At 37.5% G+C, this 16,977-nt stretch carries 16 protein-coding genes and 1 pseudogene; 2 read left to right on the forward strand and 15 right to left on the reverse strand.

Annotated features, from left to right (window positions below):
• Window position 1: 1 nt before the first annotated feature.
• On the reverse strand, window positions 2–2,065 hold the full coding sequence (parE, locus tag BLR79_RS01045; RefSeq protein WP_092084000.1) for a DNA topoisomerase IV subunit B: 2,064 nt from the start codon (window positions 2,063–2,065) through the stop codon (window positions 2–4).
• Between the two features lie 274 nt (window positions 2,066–2,339).
• Here parE and plsY point away from each other — a divergent pair, with 274 nt between their 5' ends.
• A complete protein-coding gene (gene plsY / locus BLR79_RS01050; protein WP_092084002.1) occupies window positions 2,340–2,945 on the forward strand; it encodes a glycerol-3-phosphate 1-O-acyltransferase PlsY in 606 nt (201 codons plus the stop codon).
• Window positions 2,946–2,975: 30 nt separating this feature from the next.
• Here plsY and BLR79_RS01055 read toward each other — a convergent pair whose 3' ends face one another.
• From BLR79_RS01055 to BLR79_RS01110, 12 genes are all read right to left on the reverse strand, one after another.
• The gene (locus BLR79_RS01055; protein ID WP_159427555.1) at window positions 2,976–3,875 is read right to left on the reverse strand and encodes an aldose 1-epimerase family protein; all 900 of its coding nucleotides are present in this window, start codon (window positions 3,873–3,875) and stop codon (window positions 2,976–2,978) included.
• A gap of 24 nt (window positions 3,876–3,899) precedes the next feature.
• On the reverse strand, window positions 3,900–5,318 hold the full coding sequence (hslU, locus tag BLR79_RS01060) for an ATP-dependent protease ATPase subunit HslU (RefSeq protein WP_092084006.1): 1,419 nt from the start codon (window positions 5,316–5,318) through the stop codon (window positions 3,900–3,902).
• 16 nt (window positions 5,319–5,334) lie between these two features.
• Window positions 5,335–5,865 carry an HslVU peptidase proteolytic subunit gene (gene hslV, locus BLR79_RS01065; RefSeq protein ID WP_092084008.1) on the reverse strand — a complete coding sequence of 177 codons (531 nt, stop codon included), beginning with the start codon at window positions 5,863–5,865 and terminating at the stop codon, window positions 5,335–5,337.
• A 19-nt stretch (window positions 5,866–5,884) separates the two neighbouring features.
• Complete coding sequence (locus BLR79_RS01070; protein WP_092084010.1) at window positions 5,885–6,781, reverse strand: tyrosine recombinase; 897 nt, start codon at window positions 6,779–6,781, stop codon at window positions 5,885–5,887.
• A gap of 132 nt (window positions 6,782–6,913) precedes the next feature.
• Window positions 6,914–8,965 (reverse strand): type I DNA topoisomerase, encoded by a 2,052-nt coding sequence (topA, locus tag BLR79_RS01075; RefSeq protein ID WP_092084012.1) that lies wholly within the window; start codon window positions 8,963–8,965, stop codon window positions 6,914–6,916.
• A gap of 113 nt (window positions 8,966–9,078) precedes the next feature.
• A complete protein-coding gene (dprA, locus tag BLR79_RS01080) occupies window positions 9,079–9,981 on the reverse strand; it encodes a DNA-processing protein DprA (RefSeq protein WP_092084014.1) in 903 nt (300 codons plus the stop codon).
• Window positions 9,982–10,029: 48 nt separating this feature from the next.
• Window positions 10,030–10,803: a ribonuclease HII gene (locus tag BLR79_RS01085; protein WP_092084016.1), complete on the reverse strand. Its 774-nt coding sequence runs from the start codon at window positions 10,801–10,803 to the stop codon at window positions 10,030–10,032.
• Window positions 10,793–11,623 (reverse strand): ribosome biogenesis GTPase YlqF, encoded by an 831-nt coding sequence (ylqF, locus tag BLR79_RS01090; RefSeq protein ID WP_234970756.1) that lies wholly within the window; start codon window positions 11,621–11,623, stop codon window positions 10,793–10,795. Before ylqF ends, BLR79_RS01085 begins: the two co-directional genes overlap by 11 nt.
• Entirely contained in the window at window positions 11,595–12,242 is a 648-nt protein-coding gene (lepB, locus tag BLR79_RS01095; RefSeq protein ID WP_092084020.1) for a signal peptidase I, read from the reverse strand. The genes ylqF and lepB overlap by 29 nt, the downstream gene beginning before the upstream one ends.
• Entirely contained in the window at window positions 12,235–13,728 is a 1,494-nt protein-coding gene (locus tag BLR79_RS01100; protein WP_092084022.1) for a S41 family peptidase, read from the reverse strand. Before BLR79_RS01100 ends, lepB begins: the two co-directional genes overlap by 8 nt.
• 16 nt (window positions 13,729–13,744) lie before the next feature.
• Window positions 13,745–14,473, reverse strand: coding sequence for a purine-nucleoside phosphorylase (gene deoD, locus BLR79_RS01105; protein ID WP_092084024.1), 729 nt, complete (start codon window positions 14,471–14,473; stop codon window positions 13,745–13,747).
• Between the two features lie 21 nt (window positions 14,474–14,494).
• Window positions 14,495–14,713, reverse strand: a complete 219-nt coding sequence (locus BLR79_RS01110) for a YozE family protein (protein WP_092084026.1) — start codon at window positions 14,711–14,713, stop codon at window positions 14,495–14,497.
• A 141-nt stretch (window positions 14,714–14,854) separates the two neighbouring features.
• On the opposite strand from BLR79_RS01110, the gene trhA reads away from it, so the two are divergent.
• On the forward strand, window positions 14,855–15,496 hold the full coding sequence (gene trhA, locus BLR79_RS01115) for a PAQR family membrane homeostasis protein TrhA (protein ID WP_092084028.1): 642 nt from the start codon (window positions 14,855–14,857) through the stop codon (window positions 15,494–15,496).
• A gap of 44 nt (window positions 15,497–15,540) precedes the next feature.
• On the opposite strand, the gene BLR79_RS01120 is transcribed toward trhA, so the two are convergent.
• Together BLR79_RS01120 and BLR79_RS01125 are read right to left on the reverse strand one after the other, a co-directional pair.
• The gene (locus tag BLR79_RS01120; RefSeq protein ID WP_092084030.1) at window positions 15,541–16,029 is read right to left on the reverse strand and encodes a dihydrofolate reductase; all 489 of its coding nucleotides are present in this window, start codon (window positions 16,027–16,029) and stop codon (window positions 15,541–15,543) included.
• A gap of 12 nt (window positions 16,030–16,041) precedes the next feature.
• Window positions 16,042–16,970 (reverse strand): annotated as a pseudogene (locus BLR79_RS01125) (thymidylate synthase).
• Window positions 16,971–16,977 lie beyond the last annotated feature (7 nt).

Below are 16,977 nucleotides of genomic sequence, written 5' to 3' on the forward strand. Positions count from 1 at the left end.
TTTATTCCTCCTCCTTTACAATCGTTGTATAATCATCCGCATCAAATAAACGGGTTTCTTCCGTATTAGTAGCAGTCGCTTTTAATTCTTCTTGGGCAATTGATGAAACGTGATTTGATTCTTCTAATAAAGAGTCTTCTTCATCCATTGTAAATTGAACGTTTTCTTCGATCCATTTACGACGCGGGGCTACTTTATTCCCCATTAAAGTCGTAACACGACGTTCAATTACGGCTGCATCGTCCAAGGTGACGCGAATAAGTAAACGAGATTGGGGATCCATCGTTGTTTGCCATAATTGGTCCGCATTCATCTCCCCTAAACCTTTATAGCGTTGAAGTACGTATCCTGAGCCCATTTTAGCAGTTATTTCAGCTAATTCTTCATCGGTCCAAGCGTATTCTACTTGTTCTTTTTTACCTCGTCCTTTTGAAACTTTATATAAAGGAGGCATCGCTAAATATACTTTACCTGCTTCAAGTAAGGGTTTCATATAACGATAGAAAAAGGTTAAAAGTAAGACTTGAATATGAGCTCCATCCGTATCCGCGTCGGTCATAATAATAACTTTATCGTAGTTGACCGCATCTAAATCAAATTCTGGTCCAACACCTCCACCGATCGCGTAGATCATTGTATTGATCTCTTCATTTTTCATAATTTCAGTAATAGAGGCTCGCTGAGTATTGATCACTTTTCCTCGCAGAGGTAAAATCGCTTGATATTTTCGGTCGCGACCTAATTTAGCTGATCCTCCTGCAGAGTCCCCCTCCACTAAGTAGAGTTCATTTTTAGAAGTGTCTTTTGACTGAGCTCGGGTTAGTTTACCGGAAATTAAACGCTCTTGTTGGCTACGCTTAGCGCCACTTCTAGCAACATCTCTTGCTTTTCTGGCAGCTTCTCTTGTTTCACGCGCTTTAATGGCTTTTCTTAAGATCATTTGACTAAAAGAGCCATTTTCATTTAAATAAGCGAACAAATTCTCATTAATGAATTTATCCACTAAGCCACGAGCTTTAGGAGTTCCTAGACGTTCTTTCGTTTGGCCTTCAAATTGTAAGTAAGACTCTGGAATGTGAAGAGATAAGACAGCAGTTAATCCTTCTCGTACGTCTGAGCCTTCTAAGTTTTTATCTTTTTCTTTTAAAAGACCCACTTGTCTTGCGTATTCGTTAAATGCTTTTGTCATTCCGGTCTTCATGCCTGTTTCGTGAGTCCCGCCTGAACTAGTTCGAACATTATTGGCAAAAGATAAAATAGTTTCTGAGTAGCCATCATTATATTGCATCGCAAAATCAATTTCAAAACCATCTACTGTACCGGTAAAGCTTGCGATATCGCCTAAAGTATCTTTTTCTTCATTTAAATATTTAATAAAGTCAATAAGACCTTCTTCAAATAAAAAAGTTTCATCATACTCAGTGCGATCATCAATTAATTGAATACTTAACCCTTTTAAAAGAAAGGCTGATTCTCTTAAGCGTTCTGAAATGACACTTGTATCGATTTGTGCTTGACCAAAAATTTCTGGGTCCGGCATAAAATGAACACTAGTTCCGTGATCAGTCTTATTAGGTGCTTTTGTTTTCTTTAAGTCACCTACGGGGTGTCCACCTTTTTCAAACTGCATTGAGTAATAATAACCCTCTCGCTGGACGCGAACTGTTAACCAAGAAGATAAAGCGTTAACAACACTGGCTCCTACTCCGTGAAGTCCTCCGGCTGATTTATAGCCTCCTTGTCCAAACTTTCCGCCTGCGTGTAGCACCGTGAAAATAACTTGAATGGTCGAGACGCCACTTTCGTGTTGTCCTGTAGGCATCCCCCGGCCGTTATCGCTAATTTCAACGCTACCGTCTTTATATATATGGACTTTAATTTTATCAGCAAAGTCTGATAACGCTTCGTCCACCGCGTTATCGACAATTTCATAAATTAAATGATGCAATCCTTTTTGATCCGTTGAACCAATATACATCCCCGGACGTTTGCGAACGGCTTCTAAGCCTTCTAAAATTTGAATTGCTTGATCGTCATATTGAATCGTTGCTTTTTTTGCAACCATATCCTCACCTCGATAATAAATTAACGATTTTATATTATGTTATATTTATTGATAGGTCAATCATTTTTAAAAATATACGAATAAATGTTCGCCTATCTTCGCAAAAAAATAGGACAACCGATTTGGTCATCCTTTCGCTCTTCTTTCTCCATTATAACTTAAGAAGAATCTTTTTGTAAAGAAACTAAGAAAATTAGTGAATCAAATAAGTATTTTATATTTTAGTGAATTGAGGTAAAATATAAAGGACTACCGTTAAGGAGGAACATTGATTTTGGCATTTATATACATATTAATAGGTTATTTAAGTGGATCAATCCCTACGGGGGTTTGGTACTCTAAAATCCAACATAACATTGATGTAAGGCAATTAGGTAGCCACAATAGTGGAACGACGAATGTGGGCCGAAACTTTGGAGCAAAAGCAGCTATTATTGTCGCAGCAGTGGATGTATTAAAAGGTTGGATTCCTGTTCTAGTGGCTCGCCTACTACTTTCACCCAATAATCCGATTGTTATTGGCGTAGCGATAGCTACAGTGATTGGTCATGCTTATCCTTTATTTGCAGAATTTAGAGGAGGAAAAGTTGTCGCCACATCGATCGGTGCTTTATTAGGCTTTCACTTTTTCTATGGTTTAACGTCGGCTATTTTGTTATTAATTTGTTTATTTTTAACAAGCACTGTCAGTTTATCAGCTATGTTGAGTTACACTTTAACTTGTTTCATCATGTTACTGACATCTAATAATGTAACGGCTAGCGTAGGATTTTTATTGATTGCTTTATTTATGATTTACCGACACCGAGATAATATTAAACGTCTCGTTAACAAAACAGAGCGTCGTATTAATTTTGGTTTAAATTCTCCTCAAAAATAATAAAGCCCCTCCATTTAGGAGGGGTCTTATTTATTTCTTCGTAAAAGTCATTGTATAGTCGTGAGTAGCAATATTTCGCGGTGTTAGTCGCTCAATTCCGTATTTATTAATGAGTTGTTGATCGGTATCCACTACATCAGCAACTCCTGCCCACGGTTCTAAACAAATGAAACCCGCCGGTTGATCAAAAGGAGTCCACACTCCAAAAAACGGCATACGGCTCCAATTCATACGAATTTCAACATTTTCACAATAATCTTTTAAAATCGCTGTCGTTTCTTCACCTGTTAAAAAGACCCAAGCATCATCTCGAAAGTCTTTACGCGTTAGAAGACGTAAATCGCACGGCACATATCGTTCGTCTTGACGATTGAGTAATCCTTCTTTTGTTAATGGGTATTTTAAATAGGGCCCACTTGGTTCAAATACAATCGCTGCTTCTTTAAAGTCGCCTTTTTCGTCAGTCGTGACATTAAAAGCTGGGTGCCCACCTACACTATAATAAATCGTTTCATCATTTGAAGGATTGAGTAATTCATAAGTTACAGTCACTTGATTTTCATATAGTACATAAGAGATTTGAAAACTAAACTCGAAAGGATAAGAAGATAATGTATCAACAGTGCCTTCTTGTCCGTCACCATCTTTAACATAAAAGGTGGCTGAATTATCTGTAACTGTTTGAACTTCAAAATTCAAGTCTCGAGCAAACCCATGTCGAGATAATTGATATGCTGTTTCTTTATAATAATAAGTATTATCTTTTAACGTTCCAACTATTGGAAAAAGAACAGGAGCTGTGCGATTCCAGTAGTTATTTTCTTGTTGCCACATAAATTCATAACCTGTCTTATTATCAATGACGGAACGAATTTCTGCGCCTTTTGGGTCAATTTGAACGGTTAAATAATCATTGGCTAAAGTAATCACTGGCAAACCCCTTTCATTTTCTTATTATAAAATATATTGACTTAAATCGCGGTTTTCAACAATCTTTTCTAAACGTTGTTCCACGTATTGTTTAGTAATTTCGATGTCAGTATAAGGCATCGCATCGGCTTCGAATAATAATTCTTCTAAGACTGTTTCTAAAATAGTATGCAAACGACGCGCGCCAATATTATCTGTCGTCTCATTTAACAAAACAGCGTATTCTGCCATACGATCAATCGCTTCATCAGTAAATGTTACATGAACCTCTTCTGTAGCCAATAGAGCTTGATATTGTTTAATTAAAGCATTCTTTGGTTCACTTAAAATACGTTGGAAATCTTCTTTCGTTAAATCGTTTAAGTTAACACGGATTGGAAAACGTCCTTGTAGTTCAGGAATTAAGTCACTTGGTTTTGACATATGAAAAGCGCCACTTCCAATAAAAAGAATATAATCGGTGTTAATAATACCGTACTTAGTTTGAACTTGGCTTCCTTCAACAATTGGCAAAATATCTCGTTGAACACCTTGACGGCTTACTTCCCCGGATTGTTGGCCTTTAGTGGCAATCTTATCAATCTCATCAATAAAAATGATACCACTTTCTTCGGCTAATTTAAGTCCTTGTTGATTTATATCATCTTGATTAATTAGCTTGTCAGCTTCTTCTTCTATTAATAGTTTAAGTGCTTCTTTTACTATTAAGGTTCGTTTGATTTTCTTTTTAGGGCGTAAAGCGTCTAGGCTTTCTTGCATCTCCATCATCTGTTCCATGGCTGGATTAACGCTACTTAATTGTATTTTCTTTTCTTCTAATTCAATCGTCACTTCCATTTCATCCAAGTCACCTTGGCGAATTTGTTGGGCAATTTGACGACGTGAACGGGCTACTTCTTCAGTCACTACTTCTTCGTCTTGACCTAGATCCGGTTGCCCCATCATTTTCGTTAAATATTCTGATAAATTCGAAAGATCCATTCTTCCTTGAGGTACATCTGAGAAAGGAGAGTCTTTTTCGATCTTTTCACCTGGTTTTAGTGTTTTCGCTAAACGTTTAATGGCTTTTTCTTTGGCTTCTTCATGAACTTCTTCGTGTTTAGTCTTTTTAATGAGGCGAATGCTGTTTTCAACTAAGTCTCGAACCATTGACTCTACGTCTCGTCCTACATAGCCTACTTCAGTATACTTAGTCGCCTCTACTTTAATAAAAGGAGCATTAGCTAAATCGGCTAATCGTCTAGCGATTTCCGTCTTACCTACTCCTGTGGGGCCAATCATAAGTAAATTTTTAGGTTTTACTTCATGTTTTATTTCATCTTCTAAGCGCAGACGTCTTAGGCGGTTTCTTAATGCGACCGCTACGGCACGCTTAGCTTCATTTTGACCAATAATGTATTGATCTAAACGTTCAACAACTTCTTTGGCTGTTAAATGTTTCATTCATTCGTCCACCTTTCTAGTGATTGAATTCCTCAACGATGATCGAATCGTTTGTATAAACATCAATTTCGCTAGCAATCTTTAATGATTGTTCAGCAATCTCAGCAGCTGTTAAATCACTAGCTGAACGCTTAAGCGCTCTAGCCGCCGCTAAGGCAAAATTACCTCCCGAGCCGATAGTTAAAATACCATCATCTGGTTCAATGACTTCTCCAGTTCCGCTAACTAGCAACAATTGTTCATCATTCATTACAATAAGTAAGGCTTCTAGTTTTTGTAGGGTGCGGTCTGTCCGCCATTGTTTAGCCACTTCAACGGCAGCTCGAACTAGCTGGCCTTGGTGAGCTTTTAATTTATCTTCAAACATTTCTGATAAAGTGATCGCATCGGCCACGCCACCAGCAAATCCTACAATCACTTCATTATTATAAATACGTCTTAATTTGCGGGCTGAACCTTTCATAATCGTCGATTCACCCATCGTAATTTGTCCGTCTCCTGCCATCGCAAGTTGTTGGTCTTTTTTGACTGCACAAATTGTTGTCATAAATGTGTTCGTCCTTTCCTTATTCCTTCCGCGCTCGTGGGTGGAAGGCAAGATAGTTTTGTCGAAGATGTTCTTTCGACAAATGGGTATAAATTTGAGTTGAGCTGAGATTTTCATGTCCTAACATTTCTTGAACTGAACGTAAATCAGCTCCATTATTAATAAGATGTGTCGCAAACGTATGCCTAAATTTATGAGGATAGATTGCCATATTCAGTCCTTTTTTTCGTGAAAGGCGTGTAAAATAATATCTAACATAATCGGGAATCATCGGCAACCCTTTTTTAGTTAAAAAAACATAATTAGAGTTTTTAGTATTAATTTGCGGACGTTCTTCGTCAATATAGCACATCAATGAATCAAAAGCACGTCTTGAGATTGGCACCACTCGTTCTTTATTTCCTTTCCCAATTACGCGAAGTAAATGGGATGTTTGATTGATCTGATCAAGTGTTAAATCACACAACTCACTCACACGAATGCCTGTGGCATAGAGTACTTCTATAATCGCTAAATGCTTTAAGCGCTCTTCATCTTTTGGATCATTCGCTGCATGTAAAATTTGAATCACTTCATCTTCATAAAAATATTCAGGTAAGCTTTCCTTTTTTACTTGATACTCTACTAACTGCATAGGATTAGCATCAACCCATCCTTTATGTAGAGAAAAATTAAAAAAGGAACGTAAAGTAGATAACTTTCTAGCAACGGTCGTTCTAGATAAACCTTTGTTGCTTAAAAAAGCAACATAATAGCGCATGTCTTGATAAGTTAATGACTTTATATCGCTATCGCCTGTTTCTTTTAAAAAGCAATAAAACTCATTAAGATCTCGTTCATAAGCAGTGATGGTACGCTCGGAGTAGCGACGCACTGTACGAATATATTGAATAAATTGATCAATCAATACCTTCATAATGTACCCCTTTGTGATCTAGTCTTTCATTCTATTGTACAATTTTTTATCTGATTTTAACACTTTTATCTATTGGAGAAAATATTAACGACAAAGAAAACGACTAGCTAGCGCTACTCGTTTTCTAAAAAATTATTCTTCTTCCTTGTAATCACAGTTAGAACACAGAACGGTTTTACCTTTTCTAGTGACTTTTTCTTCTAAGTAATGATTACATACAGGACAGTTTCTGGAAAGAGGTTTGTTCCAGGAGACAAATTCACATTTAGGGTAACGGTCACAGCCGTAGAAAATGCGATTCTTTTTCGATTTACGTTCGACTACTTCACCCTTTTGACAGGTTGGACACTTGACGCCAATTTTTTTAACGATTGCTTCAGTATGACGACAATCAGGGAAGTTGCTACAAGCGTAAAACTTACCGTAGCGGCCAATTTTAATGACCATTTCCCCTCCATCCACAGGACATTTAAACCCAGCCGGTTCGTCTTTTATTTCGATTTCGGCCATTTCTTTTTCAGCTTTCGTTAACTCTTTTTCGAAGGGTTGGTAAAATTCATCGAGTACTTTAATCCAAGCTTGTTTTCCTTCTTCGATTTCATCTAACTTTTGCTCCATTTCGGCTGTAAATTCTGAGTTTACAATATCAGGGAAGAATTCGATCATAACGTCGTTAACGATTTCACCTAGTTCAGTTGGCTCAAAACGTCTCGCTACTTGTTTAATATAGTAACGTTTACGTAATGTCTCCACTGTTGGAGAGTAGGTAGATGGTCGTCCGATGCCTTTTTCTTCTAACGCTTTAACTAGACTCGCTTCATTATAACGAGCTGGTGGTTGAGTAAAGTGTTGAGTAGGTTCAATTTTATCTACTTTAACTGTATCCCCCGAAGCTAATGCAGGTAAATAATTGTTTTTATTTTGGTTAGATGGGTAAACTTTTAAGTATCCTTCAAACTTAATTCGCGATCCAGTGGCTCTAAATTGAACATTGTTTTGTTCAATATCCGCACGAATCGTATCAAATACCGCCGGAGACATTTGGCTTGCCATAAAACGTCCCCAAATTAATGAATATAGACGCAGTTGATCTTTAGACAATGCATCTTCAACATCAGATGGAGTTAAGTTAGGATTTGTTGGACGAATCGCTTCGTGGGCGTCTTGAGCACCTTGTTTACTTGTAAAACTTCCTTTTCCTAAATACTCTTTACCGTAAGTTTTAGTAATAAATTCACTCGCTGCTTTACGGGCAATCGGAGAGATGCGGGTAGAGTCTGTACGCATATAAGTAATTAAACCTTCCGTTTGACGGCCTACTTTAACCCCTTCATACAATTGTTGGGCGACCATCATCGTCTTACTCGTTCTAAAGTTCAAACGACTAGAGGCTTCTTGTTGCATCGTACTGGTTGTAAATGGAGCATTAGGACGACGACGGCGTTCTTTTTCTTCAATATTTGCAACAGTAAAGTCCGCTTTTGTATCTAGACGTTCCATCACTTTTTTAACATCTTCTTCGTCATTTAGCTCTTGCTTTTTGCCGTCTACGCCGTAAAAGTCTGCTTCAAAGGTATCTTTTCCTTTTTTGAAAATAGTTGGAATTTTCCAATACTCTTCGGGTTTAAAGTTTTTAATTTCATTTTCCCGGTCAATAATCATCTTTAACGTGGTTGATTGAACACGTCCAGCGCTGAGACCTTTTTTAATCTTCTTCCATAATAATGGCGAGATAGAATACCCTACCACGCGGTCTAAAATACGGCGTGCTTGTTGGGCATCAATAAGATCTTTATCTAATTGTCTTGGTTCTTTAAACGCTTCTTTCACCGCATCTTTAGTAATTTCGTTAAAAACCACACGGTTAGACGCTTCGGGGTCTAATTTTAATAAATGACTTAAATGCCAAGCAATTGCTTCTCCTTCGCGATCCGGGTCGGCAGCTAAATAGACTTTTTCAGCTTTTTTGGCGAGTTGTCTTAACTCTTTAACTGTCGGTCCTTTTCCTCTAATGGTAATGTAATCCGGTTCAAAATTATTATCTACATCAACGCCCATACGGCTTTTAGGTAAGTCTCTTAAATGTCCTTTACTGGCGACTACTTTATAATTACGACCTAAGTAACGGTCAATGGTTTTAGCTTTAGTAGGCGACTCGACAATGACAAGATATTTATAAGCCATTGCTCCATCCACTCCTTTTATTGTTATCTATTGGTTATACTTGGAATTATTTCTAAAATCGTAACCAATCATATTAAAAAGAAGTTCCTGTGTCAAATTAATTTGATAATAAACTAATTTTTCCATAGGTTTTGTAAAGCTGTCACTTCCGTGACTAGTTTGTCGATTTGAGTGATGGGCGTTGCTCCAGCTTTAATTAGTTCATTTGTTCCGCGAGCCATTGGATTAGTAATTTCCCCTGGCAAAACGAACAGTTCTTTATTAAATTGAAGCGCATAGTTAGCCGTAATTAAACTGCCACTTTTCTTTGCCGCTTCAATCACAACTACAATAGGAGCTAATCCAGCTACTAGACGGTTTCTCATCACAAACTGATGTTTTCTAGCACAAATATGAGGTAAGTACTCGCTCAATGCTAAATGATACGTTTCAATACGCTTTTGAAGGGGTGCGTTATTTTTAGGATAACATTGATTAAGTCCGTTGGGTAAGATCGCAATGGTACTTTGATCTTTATATTGGCTAGCTGCTTCATGAGCAATCGTATCGACCCCGTTCGCTAAACCTGAAACAATAACATTTTGATGTTGAACTAACTGAGACGAAATTAAATGCGCCATTTTTTGTCCATAAGGACTTAACGTTCGACTTCCAATGACACTCACAAGTGGCTTATTTAATAATTCCTTATGTCCTTTATAAAACACAATTAAAGGAGGCTGGTGGATGTAAAGCCATTGCCTGGGGTAATCGTGATCAACGATAGAAATACTTTGTTCCTCTAACGTATCTATTACATTTTTAAAGGATTGATAATTTAAAAAGTTAACAGTTGTTTGAACTCTTAATAATTGTTGTACTTTCAAATCTTCGATGATCTCTTGGCACTCTTTTAGTTCCAAAGGTTGATTCATGAGTTCATGATCTTTTAAATACTTTAAATAACTCCAACTTTCACGATATGAAAATTGATGGAGGGCTAAAAATAATAATTGTTCTTTTGTTGTTAGTTTCATTTCAATCACCTCTATATATAGATACACAAAAATGATTGAATTCCATTTTTATTTTTTAACTTTTTTTACTGGATCGAAACTATAACGGTGAATCGGGCATGGCCCCCACTCCTTAAGAGCCTCTAAATGCTCCTTAGTTCCATAACCCATATGACGATCAAAACCATATTGAGGGTATTTTTGATGGTACTCTCTCATTATTTGATCCCGGTATTCTTTTGCCAAAATACTCGCAGCAGCAATACTAAGGGACTGCTGATCTCCTTTAACCAGTGACTTTTGAAACAAATCACTTTCAATCATCATCGCATCAATTAATAAGGCGTCCGGTTGAAGGGATAACTGTTCAACTGCTTGCTTCATCGCTAATCGAGTGGCTTGATAAATATTGAGTTCGTCAATGATCGGAGCGTCCACGACTGCTACAGCATAACTTAAAGCAACTTTTTTAATGAGGTCAACAAAGTGTTGTCGTTTTACTCTAGACAATTGCTTTGAATCGTTAACACCAATAAGTAATTGAGGGTCAGTGGGTAAAATAACACTCGCTGCGACAACCGGACCGGCCAAAGGACCTCGCCCGACTTCATCAACACCAGCAACAAAAGGATGGGTTAGCCATAATTGACGTTCATAGCTTAATTTTTGATCGTATTCCTTTTTGTCTAAAGCTAATTGTTCTAATTGACGCTTCCGACTATTAATAGCTTGTTGAACGCCTTTTCGTGGATCATTTGAAATTGTTTCAATAAAAGGATCCGTTAAACTAGTAATCTCTTGAAGTTGATTTTTTATTTGTTGAACTGTCAGTTTATCCTTCATAAGACACACTTTCATAAGGCGGGTCAAGAGTGAGTGAACCTAAGCGGTGACTTCTAAAGTCATGAATGATGCGAAAGCTTGCTTCGTCATAATCTTCTCGTAAACCCATTTTTTCAGTAATTAGCAATAATAAATCGACAGTGGATAAAGCATCGATATCGTTTTGTGAAATATTATAACGCTTTAAAGCTTCCGGGTTAGCGTCTACTAATCGATCTAATAAATATAAGGCTAAGTCATCCATATGGAGTAGTTGATCTTTAATAGCTCCTGTAATGGCTAATTTTTTGCCGACATCGGGATCTTCAAATTTAGGCCATAAAATTCCAGGAGTATCTAGTAAACTAAATTGTTGACCTACTTTTAACCAGCGCTGAGCTTTAGTTACCCCCGGTTTATTTCCTGTAATAGCTTGGTTTTTGCCAACAAATCGATTAATTAAAGTCGATTTTCCAACGTTGGGGATACCTAAAATCATTAAACGAATGTCTCTAGGTTTCACGCCTTTTTTACGTTGTTCTTCATGAACGGGCTTCATAATGTCTTGAAGTAGTTTTTTTAAAGCGTTTAGCCCTTTATTGTGCTGAGCGTCGATCGCTATGGCGTGCATTCCTTGTTCTTGATAAGTTTGAATCCAACGTTTAGTATCTTGTGGGTTTGCTAAATCCATTTTATTTAAAACAATGACCGAAGGTTTTTGGCCAATAATTTCTTGAACAATTGGGTTGCGGCTTGATTCAGGGATACGTGCATCCACCAATTCAATCACCACATCTACCATTTGAATTCTTTCAGTTGCTTCCCGACGGGCTTTGGCCATATGTCCCGGGAACCATTGAATTGTTTGAGACAATTTCATCATTCCTTCCTAATGTATTCGTTGCTTCATATTGAATTAACGGTCCAAAGTGTTCAGTTGGACTTAAAATAAAAATTGCTTTTCCTTTAATATCGTCGATAGATACTAAGCCAAACTGACGACTATCTCCTGAAAAAGGACGGTTGTCTCCTAAAACAAAATAATGATCTAAAGGAACCGTTTCTTCTCCAGTAATTTGCCATAAGTTAAAATCTAGGGTGTAGTTAGGATCTTCTTCATCACGGTGTTGTAAATACGGCTCTTTCATCGGTATATCATTAATATATAATTGATTATTTTCTACTCTCACATGGTCTCCCGGTAGACCAATAACGCGTTTAACATAACTATCAAATGAGTACCTTGGATCATTAAAGACAACCACATCGTACCGGTTAATATCTGTCGTCGGCTTCATCAAAACATACTCACCATCATATAAAGTGGGCTCCATTGAAAACCCATCCACAATAAAGGGTTGAACAAAGTAATGTCGCCCTCCTATCCATAATAAGAGCGCGACACATACTAAAAATAACCCGTGAATAAGTCGTTGGACCCATAAAGGTATCTTATTCACTTTTTGACTCCTTTAATACTTCCAATGCCTTTTTATATTGGACATCGTTAGCTTGTAAATAATTTCTTGTTTCTTCCATTAATTGTCGAGCCGTCTCACCGGTTACTTGCCCGGTTTGTTCCAAATCATGATCTTTTTGAAAGGCTTTAACTTGTTTTTCAACAGTTTCGTCAAAGATATTTGCTTCTTCAACGGAATAGTCTAACGCATTTAAGATCATAATAATTGTATCGACAAACTCCCCGTAATCACCTTTTTGATACACTTCTTCATCATTTAAAAATAAAGCGTGAGCAACAGGGTCATTGTCAACTTCAACATCAGGCTCAATTCCTTCTTGATGAATCCATGTGCCGTTTGGAGTTAGCCATTTAGCAATCGTTAACTTTAATTCACCATACTCATTTTCCGCTGCCATCGTTTGAACCGTTCCTTTACCAAAGGTTTTGGTTCCGACAACTTGATGCTCAGTATTTTGCTGGATGGCCCCGGCAAAAATTTCGCTCGCACTGGCACTTCCTTCGTCGACTAAAACGACATATGGATCAGCCATTTTAAAGTCTCCTAGCGCTTTAGTCGCTTTAGATGACTCTATTTGACCGTTAGCTTCTTCAATTTGAAAGATCGTTTGACCCTCTTCCAAGAAGATATTACTAATCTTCATCGCTTGATCTAACAACCCGCCAGGATTTGATCTAAAATCAAAAACAAAGGATGTCGCACCTTCTTTTTTAAGTTGTTTAATGCTTTCCACTAGTTGGTCGTAGGTATTTCCAGCAAATTGGCTAACACGAATCATCCCTACCATTGGGTCTTCTTCATCGAGTTCAGCTTTGACACTAATAATAGGAATTTCAGCTCGGTCTACCGTTACGTCAAAAGTTGTATCCGCGCGTTTTATTTTTAATTCAACGCTCGTTCCCTTTTCACCACGGATTAGTTGCACCACTTCATGGGTGGACATATCGTTTAATTCTGTTCCGTCAGCTGCTAAAATAATGTCATTTGCTTTTAAGCCGGCCTTTTCTGCTGGCGTATCATCGATAGGACTGACAATCATAATTTGCCCATCTTTAGAAACAATTTCTACCCCAATTCCTTGAAAGGATCCCGTCACTGCTTCATCAAACACTTCTGATTGAGAAGCGTTTAAAAACTCAGAATAAGGGTCACCTAATGCATTGACCATGCCACTCATGGCCCCTTCAAGGAGCTGATTTTTATCGATCTCTTCAATGTAGTTAGCTTGAATCGTTCCGTAAAGCCTTTGAAAAGCGTTAATGTCTTCTTGAGTCAATTGTTGTGTTGGCGTAGTAGATATTGGTTGAATCCATTTCTCGCTATAGCGTCCCGTTATAAAGCCAACAATAAAAAACAAGGACAGCCCTAAAGCAGTGATCCCTAATTTGAATAAAGGATGCCACTTGTTAGTAGTAGCATCCTTTATTGTTTGTTCAGGGTTTATTTGTTCGTTGGATGTGGTCATTCCATCCTACCCTTTCTTATTTTGCTTCTTTGTCTAGTTTAACTGCTGTTTCAAGCGCAACTTCCATCATTTGTGTAAAAGTCGTTTCGCGTTCTTCGGCTGTTGTTTCTTCACCTGTAACTAAATGGTCACTAATTGTTACCATTGCTAGAGCTTGACGGTTATGTTTAGCAGCCACTGAATAAATACCTGCTGCTTCCATTTCCACACATAAAACGCCGTAGTCAGCTAGTTTTTTAGTGTTAATTTCATCGTTGTAGAAACGGTCACTTGAGAACATATTACCCACAATTACACGGTTGTCCGTTACAATATCTTGTGCTAAGTGGTAAGCCGTATCTAACACGTTAAAGCTTCCTAACGCCGCAAAAGATACTTGACCTTCAAAAATGTTCTCTAATACACTTGAATCGGTTGTCGCACCTTGAGCAATGACAATATCACGAATGTTAATATCTTCGTGCATCGCTCCAGCTGAACCGATACGAATAATTGTTTCAACATCATACAATGTGTATAACTCTTCAGCATAAATCATCGCTGAAGGAATTCCCATTCCTGATCCTTGAACAGATACACGAACGCCTTTATACGTTCCTGTATAACCAAACATATTACGAATGGTGTTATATTGCTCCACATCCTCTAAAAAGTTATCAGCAATATATTTTGCACGTAGTGGGTCACCTGGGAATAAAACTGTTTTAGCAATTTGACCTTTTTCTGCTCCAATATGTACACTCATGTTATCGTCTCCTTTAAAATTTTATTTATTTAATTGATAATCAGACCACGCATCGTCAAAGGCTGAAAGTAGCCTTGAATAGCGACTATCCATTTCTAAATGTTGCGTAATCTCTTCAAAATCTTCGGTATGCTTTGGAAAAGTTGAATCTTCATGAACCGCATTGGCTAATCGACTTCGCGGATCATCGGCATCTTTATCCACAAAGCGAATAATAAAACTATAAAAGCTGAGTTGCATAAATGACTCCCTTCTTTAGTTTGTACTGTTATTATATCAGAAGTGTCGCGCTTTGTATGTAGTTAAGTCCAAAAAGGGATACTGCTTTTTGCGTTCTTCTGTGCTATACTTAATAGACCATCTTAAGAAAGTAGGGTTCCTATGAATCACTCATTCAATCGTCGGTATCATATTATTATAGAAGTGTTAAACGCAACAACCCACGGTATCGCTGCGGCGTTAAGTGTTGTTGGGATGATTTTTCTTATTTTAAAAGCAATTAAAGACAATAATACGTTAGCCATTACGGCCTTTAGTATTTATGGAGTCAGTTTATTTATTTTATTTTTAAATTCTACTCTTTATCACAGTTTTAGTTTTACTCAATATAAAAATTTCTTCCAAAAATTAGATCATAGCTCGATCTACTTATTAATCGCAGGAACGTATACCCCTTATTTAATGCTTGCGATTGGCGGTCGGTTAGGTTGGACGTTTTTAACTTTAATTTGGACGTTAGCCATTGCTGGCATTATTTTTGAAGCAGTCACTCTTGATAAATATCCAAGACTGAGTACTTTCTTTTATTTACTTCTTGGTTGGCTTGCGCTATTTATTATTTATCCTTTATACCAATCCGTTCCTTTATACGGCATTGTGTGGCTCGCTTTAGGGGGTATTATGTATTCTGTGGGCACGATTTTTTATCGTATGAAATCCATTAAATGGATGCACATTATTTGGCATTTATTTGTTATCGCCGGTGCAGCTTTCATGTTTGTCAGCATTTGGCATTACATCTAACGAAAATAACCTTCTAGAAGTTAAAACTTTTAGAAGGTTATTTTTTATCGTCTCTTCCACCATTCAAACTGATGGGCATATGGATTTTGAGGGTCTACTTTACCTGGCTCAATACGAACCAGTTGCCATTTCGTTTCATCAATAGGTGGTATAAACGTATCAGCGTCAAAGGTTTCATCAATTTGAGTGCATATAATTTCATCAGCATAAGGTAAAAACTCTTTATAAATTTGAGCGCCACCAATGACCATTAGGGGCTCTTTTTCAGCGTATTGTAACGCTTCTTCCAAAGAATTTACTACTTTCAATCCTTCAATATCTTGACCGTACTTTGCATCTCGAGTCAATACGATTGACTGCCGTCCTGGCAATAAGCGTTTGTTCAACGATTCAAAGGTTTTACGTCCCATTAAAATCGAATGACCCATCGTTGTTTTTTTGAAAAACTTTAAATCATTGGGTAAATGCCATGGCACTTTATTATCTTTCCCAATCCCGCCTTGACGGTCTTGAGCATAAATTAGTGTAATCATTCATTGACCTCCTTAGACCGCAATCGGCGCAGTGATGCGACCGTGAGGATGATAGCCTTCTACTTTAATATCTTCAGACTCTAAGTCAAAAATTGACTGATCAGAATCAATAACTAAGGTAGGTAAAGCTTAGGATCTCTTTCCATTAATGTATTGATTGCATCTATATGGTTACTATAAATATGAGCGTCCCCAAAGGTATGAATAAATTCTCCAACCTCTAGTCCACATTCTCGCGCAATTAAATGAGTTAATAAAGCGTAACTAGCGATATTAAAAGGCACTCCTAAAAATACATCGGCGCTTCGTTGATACAATTGACAGCTCAGTTTCCCGTCTTGGACATAAAATTGGAACAATGTATGACAAGGAGGTAGAGCCATTTCATCGACTTCTACCGGGTTCCAAGCAACGACTAAATGACGTCTTGAGTAAGGATTTTCTTTAATTTGCTCAATCACTTGTTTAACTTGATCTACCCCGTTAAAATCGCGCCATTGTTTACCGTAAACAGGACCCAAGTCACCATATTTTTGACTAAAATCGTCGTCAGTTAAAATACGTTCTTGAAACTTTTTCATTTCGCGTTGATACACTTCATTAAAGGCTTCATCTTCTAAAGTGCGCAGCCCAAATTGGTCCATATTAGGTCCTGTATAGTCGTCACTTTTAACATAATTTTCAAACGCCCATTCATCCCAAATATGGTTATTATGTTCTAGTAAATAACGAATATTTGTATCCCCTTTTAAAAACCATAACAGTTCGCTAACAATGAGGCGAAACGGAACACGTTTAGTCGTTAAAAGAGGAAACCCTTTTTGTAAATCAAAACGCATTTGGTAACCAAAATAACTCGTCGTACCGACACCTGTACGATCGCTTCGTGTTTCTCCTTTAGTTAAGATCGTCTCGATTAAATCTTTATACACTTGTGCCATTCATTTC

Source organism: Dolosicoccus paucivorans (assembly GCF_900100125.1).
Lineage (GTDB): Bacteria > Bacillota > Bacilli > Lactobacillales > Aerococcaceae > Dolosicoccus > Dolosicoccus paucivorans.

Bases quoted from the DNA above. Each gene is read 5' to 3' on its own strand.
- parE (WP_092084000.1), bottom strand. From the start codon at position 2,065: ATGGTTGCAAAAAAAGCAACGATTCAATATGACGATCAAGCAATTCAA.
- hslU (WP_092084006.1), bottom strand. From the start codon at position 5,318: ATGAAACATTTAACAGCCAAAGAAGTTGTTGAACGTTTAGATCAATAC.
- hslV (WP_092084008.1), bottom strand. From the start codon at position 5,865: ATGACAACAATTTGTGCAGTCAAAAAAGACCAACAACTTGCGATGGCA.
- BLR79_RS01070 (WP_092084010.1), bottom strand. From the start codon at position 6,781: ATGAAGGTATTGATTGATCAATTTATTCAATATATTCGTACAGTGCGT.
- topA (WP_092084012.1), bottom strand. From the start codon at position 8,965: ATGGCTTATAAATATCTTGTCATTGTCGAGTCGCCTACTAAAGCTAAA.
- dprA (WP_092084014.1), bottom strand. From the start codon at position 9,981: ATGAAACTAACAACAAAAGAACAATTATTATTTTTAGCCCTCCATCAA.
- BLR79_RS01085 (WP_092084016.1), bottom strand. From the start codon at position 10,803: ATGAAGGATAAACTGACAGTTCAACAAATAAAAAATCAACTTCAAGAG.
- ylqF (WP_234970756.1), bottom strand. From the start codon at position 11,623: ATGGCCAAAGCCCGTCGGGAAGCAACTGAAAGAATTCAAATGGTAGAT.
- BLR79_RS01100 (WP_092084022.1), bottom strand. From the start codon at position 13,728: ATGACCACATCCAACGAACAAATAAACCCTGAACAAACAATAAAGGAT.
- deoD (WP_092084024.1), bottom strand. From the start codon at position 14,473: ATGAGTGTACATATTGGAGCAGAAAAAGGTCAAATTGCTAAAACAGTT.
- BLR79_RS01110 (WP_092084026.1), bottom strand. From the start codon at position 14,713: ATGCAACTCAGCTTTTATAGTTTTATTATTCGCTTTGTGGATAAAGAT.
- trhA (WP_092084028.1), top strand. From the start codon at position 14,855: ATGAATCACTCATTCAATCGTCGGTATCATATTATTATAGAAGTGTTA.
- BLR79_RS01120 (WP_092084030.1), bottom strand. From the start codon at position 16,029: ATGATTACACTAATTTATGCTCAAGACCGTCAAGGCGGGATTGGGAAA.